Raw genomic sequence first — 17760 nt, 5'->3', positions numbered from 1 at the left:
GCTGACTGCCGATACTGCAGATATGTTCAATGGTTCTCTGGACAGATACGACTGGGAGTTGCAGGGGCGTCAAGAGTTCTACGTTCCTTATAACAGCTACAAACTCCACTCAGATGATGTTCAGTACGAGGATATTCTGAAACCAAAGTCCCTGAACCCCAGCCTCTTACGTTTCGAGCCTCACCGGGTTTGGGTTGTGGACGCAACTCTTAGAACCGGTTTCAAACATCCTTATGCAAAACGACGCTTTTATCTTGATGAAGATAGCTGGCAAATTTTGATGGTTGATGTTTATAACAAAGCTGGCGAACTCGTTCGTTATCAGGAAGCCCACCCAATCAACTATTACGAAATTCCTCTGGTTTCCAGTACTGCCGAGGTTATTTATGACCTTGAGCGAGGACGTTATTTTGTGGATGGCTTAAATAACCAGGAAGACGAATATAATTTCAACCCTAAAGTAAAAAAGCGTGACTTCACGTCAAGTGCTTTGCGCCGGGAAGGTAGACGTTAACTCCATCCTATATTGGGCTGCCCGGGTTTTCGGGTGGCTCAATGCAGTTATTATTTATGCGCATACATCTTTATAAGTTTCACCCCATCAATTAGCGGGCCATAGATGTCGGGCCGTCCCTCTTCTTCCCGCCAGGTAGTAAATACACGGCCAATAATACTTGGGCTGTTAGTCAAAGTGCTGTAACGCAGAGAATCTTCAATCGCGCCAATATCCTTCCAGCTCACAGGCAGAACCCGAAACCCTTCCTCTACAAACTCCGCCATAGTTTCAAAATCTTTTCGGCGTTTCATCTGCCAGTCACAAATAATGATATCTTTGGGTATCTGATGAATGGCATTACTCAGGCCGTCTTTGCAAGAGAATGAGATCCCCAGTGGGTGTGCTCTTCCGCAAACCAGCCTGTCTCCCCACATTAACACCTGCTGTTGTCTTTCTCCGGCAAGGTGATTATAGATTCGGGTAATACCCCGGGCAAAAGCCTCATCCACATCGCAATCACTGAAGAAAGTTGCATTACGTGACCCAAGCAGAAAAATTTCATCCATTCCTATATGGAAAGCTTTAGAATCAAAGGCTTCGATCAATTCATCAAATAGCGCAAACAGTATGGGGTAAAGCTTTGGGTTAGTTGGATCCCATTCTCTGGTCTCTATTCCATCGTTATTTGGATACAGCCCTGGGGTGACATCGAACTCTGGGTATTTGGATAACAGCGGAAAAGTATGTTCATTCCAGGACTGATGACTTATGCAGTGAAATTGTGGAATGACTTCAATACCAAACTTTTTTGCCTGTAATGTAAAATCGTGAGCTTCAGATGCACCTATGTAATCCTCTCCATAACGCAAATCTGGGTCGGTTTGGTATCTAAACTTATAATCGATTGCCAAAATAATCTTGTTTACACCGAGGCGAGCAATAGCTCTCAGGTGCTTACCCAGACTTTTCAACTCGTCGGGTCTGGTATAGCCAACAAGGTGCAACACTCGCCAGGGAACGCCTCCCCAATCACCACCATCCGGCGTTAATATGTTATCAAGTAATCCCATACGTCATCCTTTCGTGCATTCTGCGGGCACATCGAAAAGCAGCCATTAAAACTGACACAAAACCGTCAGAACTCTTTGATTTTTATAAGCTTTCATCAGATTGAATGGCTTATTTACCCCAAAGGTTAGCCGATCTGCTATTCACGTAATTAACGGATTTCAATGGGTAGAGGCAGAAGGAAGGGACGATGTTCAGACGTATCCTCAACAAAACTGACAGAATTCAGCTCCTATCAATACTCATTCTCAGCTTCGGCCCTGTTGGCCTGAGTTCAGCACAGGTTGTCGATATGGATCAGACCAGCTGGCACAGTGAGGGAGACAACTTCACCTGTCGTCTCAGACAGCCAGTCAACAACGGTTATCTGGAGTTTGTGGCCCGAGCCGGTTATCCCCTGAGCCTGACTCTTTTTGATGGAAATAAAAGCAGTACCGGCACATTGTCGCTGCTGCAAACGCCTCCCCCCTGGAAGCATAACCAACAATCTGTAGAATTGGGTAAAGGGCCAATTTCACCGAAATCGCCCTATCAGCCAAACGGTGCTGAAGGTCTTTTTCAGGGCTTAATAAATGGCTACTGGGGCAAGATTGTTCTTGATAAAAAGAAAGAGCAAAAAGCCATCACGTTAAGTAATACCGGAATCTATAAACCTGCTTCGGCCTTTCAGGACTGCCGCAATAAGCTCTTACCTGCAAGTTTCGATCAGCTCAGCCTGCTACGCATTCAGTTTTCCAGTGGAAAAAGCCGCCCACAGCCCAAGTTTGCTGACGATCTGAATAATCTGGCGGCCTATGTTCGTGAAGATAAGGACATTGAAGCCATTTATGTGGATGGTTATACCGATGGTGCAGGTCATCACCTGGATAACCTGCAAATTGCCAAAGACCGGGCGGAAAATGTTGCCCGTTATCTTACCTATCTGGGAATACCAGAAGAAAAAATCAAAACCCGCTTTCATGCCGAACGTTATCCTGTTGCCACCAATAACACTGCAGCCGGCAGAGCCAAAAATCGCAGGGTTGAGGTTCGCCTGATAAGAAAAAATACGCCTCCCGATCCAAAAACTTTCTTCTCAAAATAAACCCCAGAACACCACAACATTTTGGGATGTCCGTGTAGGTCGTGGTTGAGAAAAACGGCATCCAACACGCTACAACAATCCGACAATCAGGCTTGATACCGTTATGATTCTCTGGCTGTGTGTCAGAAGATGGTTAGCCCTATTATCACTTTAGAAATAATCAAATACTTTTAAATAGCAAATCGATCTATTTCATCAGCTTATGGCCGTTTCTTATTCCTCTATATTTCAATAGTTAATACAAAAACTAATTTATATTTCCTCGCTTTATTTCATCAATATGACACGCCATCACGTATTCAGGCTGTAACAGCCAGCGTGCGGGGAAGCGGGGCGCTGAGTGGTACAGGGATATGTACGAATACAGCATTTTACTGGTGGGGAAGGATTGTATTACCCCACTGACATCGCTTCCCTGCAGAACCTTTACTGCAGACAACGGCCAGCAGGCTCTCACCCTGCTCAAGACCCAATGCATGGATGTTATTGTTGTAGATGCCGATCTGCCTGATACCTCAACTCACCAGTTACTTGAGAAACTCAAAAAGAGTCGCCATTCCCCTCCTGTTATTATTACCACCGACACTCCGGCTATTGATGAAGCCGTTGCCCTTATAAAGGCAGGTGCTACCGAGTATCTGTCGCGGCCGCTGGATATCTCTTTACTGCAAGACCTTACCAATCAGCTGATCCGACGAACAACCAACAAAAGCCACATCATCGCTTTGTCACAAGCCAGCAGGCAGCTTTACCAGGTAGCAGAACAGGTAGCCAAATCTGATGCAACCGCTCTGATTACTGGAGAAAGCGGAACCGGCAAGGAAATTTTGGCCGGTTTTATTCACCGTCACTCCTCCCGCAGAGCCCAGAACATGGTGGCCATAAACTGTGCAGCTATTCCGGAAAACCTGCTGGAGTCTGAACTATTTGGCTATGTAAAAGGTGCGTTCACCGGCGCTTATACAGCCCGACCCGGCAAGTTTGAGCAAGCCAATCAAAGCACTTTGTTTCTTGATGAAATTGGCGAGATGCCTCTCCACCTGCAAACAAAACTCTTGCGGGTTTTACAGCAACGGGAGGTGGAGCGAATTGGCAGTTCACAGAGCGTTAAACTCGACATCCGCATTATTGCCGCAACAAACCAGAATCTTGAACAGCGGGTCAAAGATGGTTCCTTCCGGGAAGATCTTTATTACCGTCTGAATGTTTTCCCTCTGCGCTGCCCACCATTAAAAGAGCGTACGGAAGATATTATTCCTCTTGTCGAACACTTTTTGGCAGAAGCCGGTAGTGAAAAAATTATTTCCGAAGACGCTGCGAGACAACTGAAAAAACATTCCTGGCCGGGAAATATTCGCGAACTGGAAAACATTATTCAGCGTGCTCTGATTATCAGCCGCCAGTCGGTTATTGATGTTGAAGATCTGATGCTGCCCCACGTTCAGGAAAAGGCAGAACTGGCCTTTAACGCAGAAAGCCTGGAAGAACACTGCCGCAAAGCAGAATACCAGCACATTGTCGCAGCACTTCAGCAATATTCCGGGCGCAGGGAAAAAACAGCGCAGGCTCTGGGAATTACTACCCGAACACTCCGCAACAAACTGGCGGAGATGCGTGGTTACGGAATAGACCCAGCCATGCCTGCCAGCTTGTCTCAACAAAACTCGTGAAATAAGAACAACACAGGAGAGGACAACGATGATCGAATCAAGTACTCACATCCAGTCACTGTTTCAGCAAAACCCTATAGCCCGTGAACTTTCCGCCGCGCAGCCTGTAGAAGACTCAGACTTTGGCGACATCATGAAACAGGTTTTGAACCATGTAAACAGCCTGCAACAGGACTCCAGCGCTCGCATGGAAGCGGTAGAGACCGGCGCCAGCGATGATCTTCTGGGAGCCATGATTGCCTCCCAGAAAGCCAGCCTCTCTTTCCAGTCTTTGCTTCAGGTGCGCAATAAAGTTGTTGCGGCTTATGAAGAAGTAATGCGGATGCAGGTTTGATAAGGAAGCCGACAGAACACCATGAATAGCGCTTTGACACCAGACACACAGATTCAGAGCCAACCTGCCGCAGGTCAGGCCGAAACAGCTAACGAAGAAACCAGCCAAAGCCGCGGAAAACAGCTGTTGCTGACATTAGTGACCATGCTGCATAACAGTCCACGCTCACAGCTGATGTTGATTGTGGTGTTGGCAGGTTCACTGGCAATGGGAATAGTGACTTTTCTGTGGTCTCAGAATGCCGACTACCAGCCACTCTATGGCAGCCATGAGCTTTATGATGTGTCTGGTGTAACCGGCGTGCTTAAGCAGGAAAACATTAAGTTCCGGATTCATCCACAAAGTGGACAGGTGCTAGTTGATTCGTCCCGCATATCTGAAGCTCGTATAAAACTGGCTGCGGCCGGTATTACTCAGGAACAACCGGAAGGTTTAGATAATCTGGGAGATGACCCTTCCCTCGGAACCAGCCAGTTCATGGAAAATGTGCGTTACCGCCAGGGGCAGGCTGGAGAATTAGCTCGCACAATTATCAGCCTGAAATCTGTTCGCAACGCCCGTGTTCATTTAGCAATTCCCAAAAAAAGTTCTTTCGTTCGTAAAACCGAGAAACCAACAGCGTCTATTTTTATCGAGCTTTTACCGGGTCACAAGCTGGATCGTTCACAGGTAGAAGCCATAATGAATCTGATTGCCAGCAGCGTGCCTGGTCTCCCCCGGGACAATATTTCTGTTATTGACCAGAAAGGAAATCTTCTCAGTCGAGATTTAGATGCAGACGACGGCGGCTTTGGCATGGCCAACAAGCAGCTGGATTTCACCCGAAAAGTTGAAGCCAATTACACCAATAGAATCAGTAACCTTCTCGAGCCCATTGTTGGATTAAATAATTATCGGGTTCAGGTGACAGCTGACGTTGATTTCAACCGTATAGAACAGACCTCTGAAGAATATGATCCCGATAATCGTCGTGTGATTCGCAGCGAATACTCCAGAGAAACCCCAAATGGTGGAGAACAGGTTGGCGGCACTCCCGGCGCACTCAGCAACGCACCACCGGCAACATCAGATAACGAAGAAGAAAAAGGCGGTACAGCACAGCCCCGGAAACAAACAGAATACACCCGCAATTACGAGCTGGATCGGGTTATCAAAAAAGTCACCCAGCAACAGGGGCGAGTTAAACGACTCAGTATTGCCGTTATTCTCAATCAATCAGCTTTTGAAGAGGGCGCCACTCCTGATACTGCTCAACTGAAACAACTGGTTCAGGATGCAGTGGGTTTCGACAGTGAACGCCAAGATCAAATCAGTATCCACAGCGCAGGGTTTATCAAACCCGAGCCGATAGAAATGATCGAAATGCCCTGGTGGCAGCAACCTCAGATGATTACTTATCTACGCTATATCATCGGTGGCTTGCTTTGTTTCTCAGTCATCATTTTCCTTCTGCGCCCGCTGGTAAAGCGTGTTGCCAATCCCCCACCCATGATCCAGGCAGCACAGGCTCTGGCAGCTCCCCAGCCACAGCATGAGAGTATTTATCTCGATGATTCTATGGCTTTGCTTCCGCCAGAAGTCGCTGACTTTGATACCCAGCTAAGCAGTGCCAGAAAACTTGTGAATAAAGAGCCCGCCCGTGTTGCGCAGGTGGCCAAGATGTGGATGAAAAATAATGAGTGATGAAAAGACAGGATTTGTTGGCTCCGGAACCAAGAATGTTGCTGTACTGATGCTCAGTCTTGGGGAAGAAGGCGCCGCAGAAATTTTCAAATACATGTCTCAGCAGGAAATTCGCCAGATCACCATGGCGATGGCGAGCATGCAGCCACTGAAAAGGGACGAAGTACAAAATGTTCTGGGGCAGTTTTTCCACGAATACCGTTATGAATCTGGCCTCCTTGGCGGAACCAAACAGTTTCTGGAAAGAACCCTCAATCGGGCACTGTCGAACAAAGATGCCAACAATATGCTGGAAAGCGTATTCGGCGAAGAGAGCACGACCAACTCTCTGGAAATGATCAAGTGGATGGATACATCCATGATCGCCGAACTTATATCCAACGAGCATCCACAACTTCAGGCCGTGGTGCTCGCCTATCTGGACGCTGATCAAGCCTCTGCTGTTCTGCAAAGGCTGCCAGCAGACAGCCACAGAGAGCTTCTCTCCCGTGTCGCCAAACTGGATGAACTGCACCCGTCCATACTTCAGGAACTTAATGACATGTTCGATCAGAACATGGTCAAGATGACATCAAGTCATAACACCTCAGTAGCCGGGTTACGACAGGTTGCCGACATGATGAACCGGATGAACGAAAACTCGGCCCGACAGCTTCTGGAACATTTTAAAGGCAGTGATACGTCCCTGGCTGAACAGATAGAAGACCAGATGTTTGTATTCGAACACCTGACCAAATTGACTGATGAAAATCTTGCAAGAGTCGTAGCTGAAGTACCTCAGGAAACTCTGGCCCTCTCCCTGAAAGGTGCTTCTGACAAGCTGATGGGCAAGATTCTGGCAAATATGGCGAAGCGGACAGCCCGCTATCTACAAAATGATATAGAAAACCTTGGCAGTGTACGTGCCAGCCAGGTTCAAAAAGCCCGCCAGGAAATTCTTGATGCGGCAAGAAAACTGGCTGATGCCGGTGATATCGAGCTAAGCGCTCAAGATGAAGAAATGATCGAATAAAAAGCAAGGTATGTTTATGAAAACTATGGGAAAGGTTATCAAGCCTGAGAACAGCAAAACGGAAAAAGTTCAATTTCCGGCCTTTGCCCGCCCACCAATTACCCAGCAGAAGCTGCCTCTTCAGGATGCGGAGTCACAATCCACCATAGTAACGGATTCTGTTCCTCAGAAAGACTTGCAACCTCCTCAAAAGCAGGAATCCACAGCCTCCCATAACGACGGATTTCGTTCCGGCTACAAAGAGGGCATGCAGAAAGCACAGGAAGATGGCTTTAAGCAGGGTTTTACCAAAGGGCAAGAGGAAGGTTTTCAACAGGGTCACAGTGAAGGCTTGCAGAAAGGCATGGAAGAAGGCCATTTACAAGGTGCTGAAAAAGGTTATGAACAGGGCTTTGCCCATGGTAAACAAGACCTGGACTATCTAAAGCAGCAGATGGACAGTCAACTGGATCAGGTTAGCCAGCTCAAACACGAACACCGGGAGCAGCTTTCCCATTGGTTGTCAGAAGTTATCCACACGGTTGTTGAGCATGTTACCCGTATTGAGCTTCGCAACCGACCTGAACATATTTACCGGGTGATAGAAGACACTCTTCAACAGCTACCCACTCACAGTGGCTACTTCAAGGTTCACCTGAACCCCGTGGATGCCGAAAAGCTTGTGCAGTTACACCCAGATATTCGAGAACGCTGGTCCATTGTTGCCGCACCAGAAGTTGCACCCGGAGATTGTTATGTTGAAGCTGAGCACTCAGAAGCTGAAGCCAGCCTTGAACAGCGTATGAGCGACTGCCTTAACCTCATTCGCCAGGAGCTGCCGAAAGAGCTGGAGAAACATCTTTCATGAATGGTTCCCTGATAGAGGCGATTCGCCAGTTACCGGTTGCACGAACCCACGGTCGTTTAAAGCGAATGAGTGGGTTATTACTGGAAGCAACAGGCTGTCATCTTGCTACCGGTGATCGCTGTTTGATTCAGGGAAGCAACGGGCTGAATGTTGAGGCTGAGGTTATTGGCTTCAGTGGTGAAAGACATTTCCTGATGCCTCTGACCAGTCCAACAGGTCTGCGACCCAGTGATCGAGTGAAACCTCTTTCTGATGACTGCGATATCCCCGTGGGTGATGAGCTTCTGGGTCGGGTTCTTAATGGTCTTGGCCAGCCGCTGGATGGTAAACCTGCAGTTACCACAAAAGAAAACATTCAGCTGCACGCAGAACCTATCAACCCTCTACAGCGAAGACCAATTAATGAGCCACTGGATGTAGGCGTCAGAACAATTAATGGTTTGCTTACCATCGGCAAAGGTCAGCGTCTGGGGTTGTTTGCTGGTAGTGGTGTTGGCAAAAGCGTGCTGCTGGGAATGATGACCCGTAACACCACTGCGGATTTAACCATTGTCGGTATGATTGGTGAACGGGGTCGGGAAGTTAAAGAGTTTATTGAGCAAACCCTTGGGCAGGGAGGCCTGGAACGTTCACTGGTTATTGCCGCACCTGCGGACTCTTCTCCGGTTATGCGTTTACGTGCCGCTCAGCTGTGTCACCGTATTGCGGAGTACTTTCGGGATCAGGGCAGGGATGTTCTTTTGTTAATGGATTCCCTGACCCGCTATGCCCAGGCACAACGTGAAATTGCTCTTTCTGTTGGCGAACCACCAACCTCCAAGGGTTATCCACCATCGGTTTTTTCTCTGATTCCAAAACTGGTTGAGCGTGCAGGTAATGGCTCACAGGAAAGCGGTTCCATAACCGCTTTTTATACAGTGCTAACAGAAGGCGATGATCAGCAAGATCCGGTGGCCGATGCTGCACGCTCAGTTCTGGATGGTCATATCGTACTCAGCAGAGAACTTGCTGATTCCGGACACTACCCAGCGATAGATATTGGTGCCTCCATCAGCCGGTCAATGCCTGCTGTCACCAGTGAACAGCACCGGCAATGTATGCAGCAATTCAAGCATGTTTACACCCGTTATCTACACTTGAAAGATCTGATTGCTATTGGTGCTTATCAGAAAGGTTCTGATCCGGAACTGGATCAGGCAATGGAACTTCATCCTCTGTTGCAGGGATACCTGCGTCAGGGGATGTATGAGCAGGTAGATAGCCAGAGCAGCATTGCTCAACTGTTGTCTATCTGGTCACCGGAACAGGCTCCTGTTCCCAGCACAACCTCGAATTAGGATGTGTTCACAATAAATGCTTAAAAATAATAAACAACAAGGATAAGGATATCCCATGACCACCGGTACTTCTGCCGTTCACTCATCAACTTCCGTCACAGACAAAAGTATTCATTTATTGAACAAATGTTTGGATCATCAGAGAAGCCGCTTTGATCAGGCCCGCCTTCTTGCCCACCAGGCAGCCATGATGCTACGCAACCAGACTCTTCAATTGGAAAAGCTTAATGATGCCCTTGAAGATTATCGCAACAATCCTGCAGGGCAGAAGCCCATATCGATCGTTAATCAGGCCAGCTTTCGTAAACTGCTGATTGATGTAAAAGATCTGCAAAGTCATCAGGTAAAAAGAGAAGAAGTTACCTATCAGCGGTGTCAGGAAGACGCGCTGAAAGAACAGAGAAAAATCAAAACCATGGAAAAGGTTCTGGAAAAATTAAAAGCCAGAAAACGCCAACAGGTGATTCGAAAAGATCAAGAAAACCTGGATGACCGGGTAGCAGCCGCTCATTTCCGCCAATCGCGTCCGCATTAAACAAATCTATATATCGACGAAGAGCCTTAAGGGACGTTCTCAATTAAGCATACGGCTCAGTGGCGCTGAAAGCCGCCAGGGTTAGAAAGGCTTGTGAAATCGTAGTTTATTCTACATTGAACAAGCCTGACGCAGCGTATAGCGGCTTCAGCGCCACCCGAAGGGTATCGCCGAGTTCGATGCCTGATTGAGAACGCCTCCTATGTCGTTATTTAGATGTCCCGCTGAGTTCACTTCCGTTTGAGGCATCAAATCATCCAGATCGTGAATCATATTCCCCTGCATCAATTCCCTGTCTCCCATCGAAGCTGTGCCGATTATCAAGTTTGCTCAGATCATACATGAGTGAGAAGCAAGAATGGTTGAATTGCAAACATAATGGTTAGGAAAAAGTGCCTGTTCGAAGCAATTTTACGTATTTTTCACTTTCTACTGTCAAGTGGCCTATCAATATAGTTAATACTCACTGCTGCAGCATAACTAGTAATTGTCAGAGTTTTTTTCATATACAGAGTTGTCGTATGGATAGTCGTATGGATAGTCGTATGGATAGTCGTATGGATAGTCGTGTGGATAGCAGTCCAGTTCACTCACTGAGTAGAAGCCTGAGCAGTACATCATCTGAATCTGACTCCATTGAAGCAAACGCTCAAGATACCGAATTACCAAGTGTGAGCTCTCACAGAGAGGCTTCTGTGTGCCCATCTGAAAAAAATATCGAAGAGAGAAGTGTAAAAAAGGCTAAGAAGAAAAAAACATCATCTGTACGAACAGATCTTGACTCATTTGACCCAAATAAAATGACCTTTAATTCCGTTGAGGAAGAAAAAGCTCACAGCGAGAATTTCTACAATATTATTTTACGCTTGGCTCAGAAGTTGAAAGAAGACCCTTCGCCTGAGACACCTGATAATCTTGCCTGTGCAATAAGGAAGTATGTCGAATTTACCAGCTACTGGTGCACCTGTCTGGAAGCAGATAAAAAACGTCTGACCATGCAGTGCCAAAGGCTTAAGAACATCCTGTCTTATTATCCAGCCAAAGCTGAGAATGACCAATATTTGAGTTTGAGATTTTTACTGAAGGCATTTTCTACACTATCTGAAAATCGTGAGAAGGCAAAAGAGCTATTTAAGATCAGTTATAGCATGGGAGAAAAGGTTGCTGCACCGTGGGTGGGACTTTTAAATATTAACACCGACCCTGCTTTGGCTGAAAAAGCATTATCTGATATTTCCGGCCCACTCTCTGATCATACCGATCACTGGTATCGGGTCGCTGTAAATAGAGGAGTAGACATAAAACTGGAATCTCATGGCTGGTATACGCCAGCCCCCTTAACTCAAGAAAAACAAAAGTCATGTGAAAACCTTGCGCTTGATACGGCAAAGAAAACAGGTGAGTTCACTTTTCTGACGCTGATTGCCAATAGTTATCTTTCAGGCAGCAAAGGGTTCTCAAAGGACAAGCAGAAAGGCCTTCTGTATTTAGATCAGGCCATTCAACACAATAATCCTGCCGCAATGGTTGTAAAGGCCGTCTATATGAGCGGCATCTTAGGGTGGTCACAGGGTCGGAGAATGACGGAGTCCTGTGCCTGTGAGGCTGCGGATCTTTTATATGAGGCCAGGAAAAGAGCTATCTACCTCAAGATAGCTCGTGCCGCCCCTGAAGCTGTTACTCACCTCATGGGAACAGAAAATACTGATAATGACATCAAGCATCTGGAGTGGATCTATGAAGTGGCTTGTGGAGAAAGAGATAATGGCGACGAACTGGCAGCATTGGTTCTTGAGTTGTATGAGATAGGGAATGAAGGGAAGCAAGTGCAGGCTGCTAAAGCATTAAGAAGCAAATGTGGAGCCGAAGGTAATTTCTGGGTGGCAACAGGTCTTGCAAATCGGTGCATAGCATCTTCAGCTGGCCGCCCCATGGATGAAGCTCAACTTCTGGCAGCCATGAGCTTCAACAATGGATTTTTGCCAGCTGCCGTGTTTCAGGGCTGTTTATGGGAGAAATCCTCCAAATCCGGTGAACACGTTACTCTCGGCAATGCGCAACTTGATGCGGTAAGAAAGATTCAGTGTGGTGATAATAATACCCCTGGTTGTGGGTGGATCAGCGTGGCCCGACACTGGGTTGGGAAGGGGGAGCTGAGTAAGGCGAGACGTGCTATTGCAACCGGGATGAATGAGGCGATTGTCACTGAGCCGGAGTATGTAATCTCTGAGGACATTTTGGACTCACTTCTGGAAGGGGAATCTGATACACTTGAAATTGCAGACGAGTATTTGAAAATCAGGAATTATCGTGGTTGCATGTTGGTACTTCGGCATGAGCTTGATAAAAAAAAGCGTGGTTCCTATAGCCCGATTACAGGTTTAGAAAAAGTAAAAAAAACTACAGTTTCAGAAGAAGCCTGTCTGTTAATAAATGCACTTGACCAATCTCATTCAAACAACTGTATTCGAAAATATCATTTATCAATGTCAAGATGCTGTTTTAGAGCTCTTGATTTATTGAATGAAGAAAAGGTGACACTTTCTCCAGATGTGACACGCTGGAATCTTGTTAAACATATGGCTTATTCCTTACGTGATTGGGAATGTTTTCTTCTGAGGACTGATCCCGGCGTTAGTGGTGTGGTAACAGCAATCATTGAAGAAATAGAATCGCCTGCACCGGAAAAGAATGATTTTATTAAGTCACAGTGCTACCTCCTGGCCTATAATTTGAGTGGTGATAGTTCCTACGTAGTAGAGGCTTCTAAATATTTAGAAAATGAGCGTCAGTTTGCATATGCTTATAGAGTTCTCTCAAAAGCGAAAAAGGAACTAGCAGTAATAAAACATCGTAAGAAAGAGAAACACGAGCAAACAGTGTCAGGGAAGAATGTTGATTTAAAAAGCATAAAAGATGAGGACTATCTGGCTAAAGAAGATATTGAAAAAGAGGAGATTCTTTGTAGCAGGTGTGATGAACTTGCCAAGAAAGTCGAAAGCTTCGATGTCGATAAGACATTTGATGGCAGTCTTGCAGAGCTCAGTAAAAAAATGGGTACCTGTACTCCCGAGCATGACTTGGATCTGAGCAGTGATGAGGAAGCGTGCTGTGATCTCATTAAAAAAGTGCTACCCCTTGCTCAGGCAGCCATTAGCTTTAAAGTTGATAAGAAATACTGCACACCTGACCAGGCTTCAAAAATTGCAACTTGCTTCTATAATCTGGCTGTCGCCTGTGCTGTGACAAAGCAACATACCAAAGCACCCATCTATCTTTCATGGGCTATAGAATTGGGATATAAGAAGGCTTATAAACTAGGTGTTTTCTACTCCTACTATACCCATGATTTTGAAAATGCTATCCAATACTTTAATGAAATTGACTTAGATGGCGACTGCAGTGAAGAAGAAAGAAAAGTACTTAGATCATTAGTAAGAGAATCGCACTGTTTTAAGGCTGTTTATTGTCTAATGATAGGAAACCCTTCCGACTGTAAGACATACGATGGAGTGAGAGCCTGCTGCCATAGTGCTGCAAAACACGGTTCAGGTTATGCTTATTCCGCTCTTGCAATCCAGCTGGCACAGATTTTAACAACAACAGCTGGAAGTAATACAAATAATAATCGCGAAGTAGCCAGATGTTTTCAGATTCTACAGGGAGCTGCCGTTCTAAATGGCTCGCCTCTGGCTCTAAAAACGATGCTCATTGGGCTGCTGACTGGTAACCCGAAGTGCAGGGCTATCAATCCATGGCATATCTCTCGCGCAGTTCATTCAGTCAATTACTGCCAACTAACCGAAGGTGTGCAGCGAACACCTTCAATCACTGTTAATGCGAACTTCTCAGAGTTAGTAAAGCTGGAAGCGGATAGCGCGGAAGCGGGAGAGCTAAGTCATCAGTTGCAGGAAATGGAGCTTGACTTTCATCCGCTGGTCTATGTATTGACGCTAATGGGGCATATAAAGAAGGAGAGTGTTTCTACTGCTGTTACTCTCAAGTCCTGGGAAAAGGAGCTACTAAAGTTTGTTGTTAACGGTAGTAACACCCAGAAACTTAAAAAAGAAATCAAAAGTCTGGAGTCACAAAGAAAAGTAGAAGGTGCTGAAGAAGGGATTCTTTTGATGAAGCTGGCGATAGTTCAGAATGATTTGATATGCGGAGAGGGCGAAGCTACATATTCTGATAAAGATCGAGAAAGAATACTTACTGAAGCTTGTAAAAAAGGGTATGCCTGTGCTGAAACATGCCGAGGTCTCATTGCCCGTATGTCTGAAAGAAAAGACAAGGCACGTGAACACTTTCAGCTGGCTAGTATACGTATGCTTTATTTATTTAAAGATTGTGATGCACTATTTATGGAGGCAATGCTCAGCTTAAATCATACCCCATCGAGCGCACAATTATATTTATCATTAGCTATGGCAGATAATGATATCAGAGCTTGTGCGACCTATATAAGGTTGTCAATAATTAATGCGAAGTGTTTTCAGTTAGAAGGGGTAATGGAGCCTGGTTTTGATAGGCATGACTCGGTCAAACTCGTTAAGACTTGGAAAAGTATTGAAGAAGAGCGTTTGGATGATGATGATAAAATTCGAGAGCGACTAAAACCATATATTGATTCTCAGGACCCACTTACACTTTTTTATATTGTTGCAATGTGTGAGAACAATAAAACTATAAGATCAGTAGTGGACATTAGGAAAATACAACTAACCCTTGTATCTGTAATGAAGAAGTCAGATGCAATTTGGCTGATGGATCATCCAGACACAAAATGTGTTGTAACGAGTCTTAAAGCAATAACGGAAGAATATAGTGAGAACGAATGTGTTGAGATACGCAGGTTGATTCGATATCTTGATCCTTGCCCATCGCCCAAAAAAATAAAAAATAAACCGACAGAAGGTCATCACACAGTAACGAAAGGGGCTTACAGTTCTGAGAAGACGCTCCAGAAAAAACAGCCCGATCTTGACTGGCAGAATATCACCCATGATACCTATAAAAAACATGTTAAAGATTCAGTCAAACCATTCAGTATGGATCTGTGCAAAAGCCAGTTGACAAAACATTTTGAGGTGGGAGACATTGCTGAGGCTGAAAAGTGGTTAACATTGCCTGTTGATCTTGGAAAAGTTAAGAAAGAAAATCATATTGTTGAGGTTTTATTAAATCATTTAAATGGCAAACCACTCAAAAAAGAATTAATAATTTTCCTATTAAAAAAAATTAATTGTAAGGATTTACCTGAAGCTGACAACTTTAAAAAAATATTAACGTGTTGTGACTTTCATATTCGGGAAGCAGTTAAGAATAGTGCGCCCTGTTGTAATTTTATCAGTAGTTTATTGACTCTCGTTAAAAATAATGAATGGGCAAAAGGATACATCACTCCTAAAACAGTATCTGCTGCTGCAAAATCGTCCCGCCCATTAAGTAGCGTGGCAGCTGAAGTTATCAGTATTGTTGAGTCAATAGACGAAAAGTCGATTGCGAATGTTGGTACATATCAGAAAATATGTACAGAGATGGTACGTTGCTGTCTGCGTCAAAACCCTGCAAACCACTCACAGGCAATGGAATGGGTTTTAAAACCTTCTTGGGTCTCTACAGTCCCAAGGCAAAACTGCCTTTCAAAAGCACTCAGAGAAGCTCTGATGATCAAGCCTATTGTTATGGAATGGGTAAATCAGCTGATCCTGGAATTTGGAGCCGAGCCTATGAGTGATAATGCCATTCTAGATCTTTGTAAAGCCCAGTTATTTAATTCTTGCAGTACGAATGATAACTGGTGGGCTGAAAGCAAAGTACTGTACACATTCCTCAAACAGCACAAGTATCCATTGTTCTCGAAGGCTTCGGTAAATGAATTGTTGGTGGCACTTCAAGGCTGTAAGGCTGATAACACTTTTGAAGGTGATTTAATTGACGCTCTCGAGGCTCTCGATCTTAAAGGAATTCAATATGAATCTGATTTCATCGGACTATGCCAACTGATGGTCGAGAATTATCTTGCCCGAAAGCCTGCCAATTATAAATGCGCAGTACGCTGGGTTAAGGAAATGGAGCCAGCCCGTGCGTCCAAAAAGTGTGGTTCTGACCTTGCTGTTATCAGAATGCTGGAAAAGTCTCTGGAGACCCCAGACCCTGATAAACAGTGGCTGGAGATACTCTTTGAGCAAATCAAAGACCCCAAACGCTTGTGTAATCTATCCAAGTGCAACATACCAGCTATCTTACAGTTGCTTGCCGAGGGTCCGGACGAAAAGAAACTCATATGGAATAGCCCGGTCACGAATTATCTGATTGACAGTTTACTGGAGTGTAAGGTTGTTCAGCCTGCTACCGATGCTGCTCATTTACATAAATACTGTCGTACACCTGCGCAATCAGATGCATTTATACGCTTAATCATTCACTCAGCCAGTGTTTCTGGGCACCATAAAGTTATAGGTAGCATGATCATCCATCTTCGGGCTACTGGATCACTTGAAAGTACTATTTCTATTCTTGATGATTTCGTTCGATGTGCAGATCGGTCACCGGTTGTGGTCATGGAGTGGCTCAACGCAACCAGAAAGCTTTTCAAGTCTCATAAGAATGAGTGGTTTAAAAAATACAGTCAGTGTTTGAACCTTCAGGAAACCCCCAAAGACAGCGGTGTTGCCTACGCAGACTTGGAGCAAAGCATTGGTGACTTTTGCTCTCGAGTCAAAAGCTCTCCTGGTGATCTGTCTGACCAGAAGTGGGGGTTGAATGAGCTCTCAGTAAGAGTTGGTTTCTGGTGTGCTAAAGAAGGACGGTTTCTGGCTCTTTCGAGGCAGTTGGATAAGATTAACGATATTATTCAGACGAGAGAAATTCTTTCTAAATATAAGATAACAAAACAAATCACTTCCGATTCCATACAAGTCTTATCAGGGATAGATGAAACAACTATACAAATGCTAACTGGAGAGTACCAGAACCTTAGAACTACAGCGATTGCAGCAAAATCAAGTTCTTTTGATGATGAAATCATTCAATTTAAGGAAGTCATCTCATGCGCGAGTTCTGCACAGAAAATCCCTGAAGATGAGCTGGCTTCAAAACATGCGCGCTACACGCTGTTTCTAAAACATAAAAAACATAAAACAATGAAAAAGGAGTTGCAGGGTATCTGCGACACCATTCGGTTGATACAGATAAGTAGAGGCTTACACCCTATTGAAGATAGAATCTTATGGAATAAAGTTGTCTTTAAATGTCACCCAGACTGCCCTGAACATAATCCAACAGTTTTTCAATTTGCTCCCTGGGTTGCTTACCCTTTATGCAAAAAGCTGGCATGCACAGCTGAATCTTTGGATGGCTGGACCACTGATTTCTCTCCCGAAGAGAGAACTCAAGCCATAAATCAGCTGATATTTGTATGGAAACTCAACGGGCTTACTGATGAGCAGGAAGAGGAGTGGATGTCGAGATTGTTGCCAAAACATGATAAACCAGTCCCCCTTGAGCCTGTTGCAGGTAGTTCTGATTTAAAAGATGAAAAAACTCTCGAAAAGGAAGAAATACCGACTACCGACAGTTTGTCCGAAGTACCAGATAAAGAAGTTGACAATGATAAACCTCAGGAGAATTCAAGCGAGCAGTCTTCTTCAACAGAAAAAGTAGTGAAGCCTGTTGAAGATGAGCCAGTATCG

At 45.1% G+C, this 17760-nt stretch carries 11 protein-coding genes; 10 read left to right on the top strand and 1 reads right to left on the bottom strand.

The genetic code is table 11. The features are described 5' to 3' along the window. Positions 1-514: DUF1329 domain-containing protein (locus tag QMA35_RS18150; protein ID WP_281648570.1), on the top strand; the 514-nt coding region annotated here is incomplete at its 5' end. 50 nt (positions 515-564) lie between these two features. On the opposite strand, the gene QMA35_RS18145 is transcribed toward QMA35_RS18150, so the two are convergent. Next, positions 565-1566, bottom strand: coding sequence for a family 20 glycosylhydrolase (locus QMA35_RS18145; RefSeq protein WP_281648569.1), 1002 nt, complete (start codon positions 1564-1566; stop codon positions 565-567). A 188-nt stretch (positions 1567-1754) separates the two neighbouring features. On the opposite strand from QMA35_RS18145, the gene QMA35_RS18140 reads away from it, so the two are divergent. The 9 genes from QMA35_RS18140 to QMA35_RS18100 all read left to right on the top strand — a co-directional run. Then, on the top strand, positions 1755-2648 hold the full coding sequence (locus QMA35_RS18140) for an OmpA family protein (RefSeq protein ID WP_281648568.1): 894 nt from the start codon (positions 1755-1757) through the stop codon (positions 2646-2648). Positions 2649-3001: 353 nt separating this feature from the next. Beyond that, complete coding sequence (locus tag QMA35_RS18135) at positions 3002-4318, top strand: sigma-54 dependent transcriptional regulator (protein WP_281648567.1); 1317 nt, start codon at positions 3002-3004, stop codon at positions 4316-4318. A gap of 28 nt (positions 4319-4346) precedes the next feature. Then, positions 4347-4652 carry a flagellar hook-basal body complex protein FliE gene (gene fliE / locus QMA35_RS18130; protein WP_281648566.1) on the top strand — a complete coding sequence of 102 codons (306 nt, stop codon included), beginning with the start codon at positions 4347-4349 and terminating at the stop codon, positions 4650-4652. A 21-nt stretch (positions 4653-4673) separates the two neighbouring features. Then, positions 4674-6335: a flagellar basal-body MS-ring/collar protein FliF gene (gene fliF, locus QMA35_RS18125; RefSeq protein ID WP_281648565.1), complete on the top strand. Its 1662-nt coding sequence runs from the start codon at positions 4674-4676 to the stop codon at positions 6333-6335. Then, positions 6328-7347, top strand: coding sequence for a flagellar motor switch protein FliG (gene fliG, locus QMA35_RS18120; RefSeq protein WP_281648564.1), 1020 nt, complete (start codon positions 6328-6330; stop codon positions 7345-7347). Before fliF ends, fliG begins: the two co-directional genes overlap by 8 nt. 16 nt (positions 7348-7363) lie before the next feature. Next, complete coding sequence (locus QMA35_RS18115; protein WP_281648563.1) at positions 7364-8194, top strand: FliH/SctL family protein; 831 nt, start codon at positions 7364-7366, stop codon at positions 8192-8194. Next, entirely contained in the window at positions 8191-9531 is a 1341-nt protein-coding gene (gene fliI, locus QMA35_RS18110; protein ID WP_281648562.1) for a flagellar protein export ATPase FliI, read from the top strand. Before QMA35_RS18115 ends, fliI begins: the two co-directional genes overlap by 4 nt. 55 nt (positions 9532-9586) lie before the next feature. Next, on the top strand, positions 9587-10066 hold the full coding sequence (locus tag QMA35_RS18105; RefSeq protein ID WP_281648561.1) for a hypothetical protein: 480 nt from the start codon (positions 9587-9589) through the stop codon (positions 10064-10066). 533 nt (positions 10067-10599) lie between these two features. Continuing rightward, positions 10600-17760, top strand: a 7161-nt coding sequence (locus tag QMA35_RS18100) for a hypothetical protein (protein WP_281648560.1), incomplete at its 3' end; no start/stop codon positions are given.

It is taken from the genome of Parendozoicomonas sp. Alg238-R29 (assembly GCF_947331445.1).
Classification (GTDB): Bacteria; Pseudomonadota; Gammaproteobacteria; order Pseudomonadales; family Endozoicomonadaceae; genus Sansalvadorimonas.
This window is presented reverse-complemented; position numbering and strand designations above follow the sequence as displayed.

Coding starts and splice junctions, on each gene's coding strand:
- fliI (WP_281648562.1), top strand. CDS start 8,191: ATGAATGGTTCCCTGATAGAGGCGATTCGCCAGTTACCGGTTGCACGA.
- QMA35_RS18140 (WP_281648568.1), top strand. CDS start 1,755: ATGTTCAGACGTATCCTCAACAAAACTGACAGAATTCAGCTCCTATCA.
- fliG (WP_281648564.1), top strand. CDS start 6,328: ATGAGTGATGAAAAGACAGGATTTGTTGGCTCCGGAACCAAGAATGTT.
- QMA35_RS18115 (WP_281648563.1), top strand. CDS start 7,364: ATGAAAACTATGGGAAAGGTTATCAAGCCTGAGAACAGCAAAACGGAA.
- QMA35_RS18105 (WP_281648561.1), top strand. CDS start 9,587: ATGACCACCGGTACTTCTGCCGTTCACTCATCAACTTCCGTCACAGAC.
- fliF (WP_281648565.1), top strand. CDS start 4,674: ATGAATAGCGCTTTGACACCAGACACACAGATTCAGAGCCAACCTGCC.
- QMA35_RS18135 (WP_281648567.1), top strand. CDS start 3,002: ATGTACGAATACAGCATTTTACTGGTGGGGAAGGATTGTATTACCCCA.
- fliE (WP_281648566.1), top strand. CDS start 4,347: ATGATCGAATCAAGTACTCACATCCAGTCACTGTTTCAGCAAAACCCT.
- QMA35_RS18145 (WP_281648569.1), bottom strand. CDS start 1,566: ATGGGATTACTTGATAACATATTAACGCCGGATGGTGGTGATTGGGGA.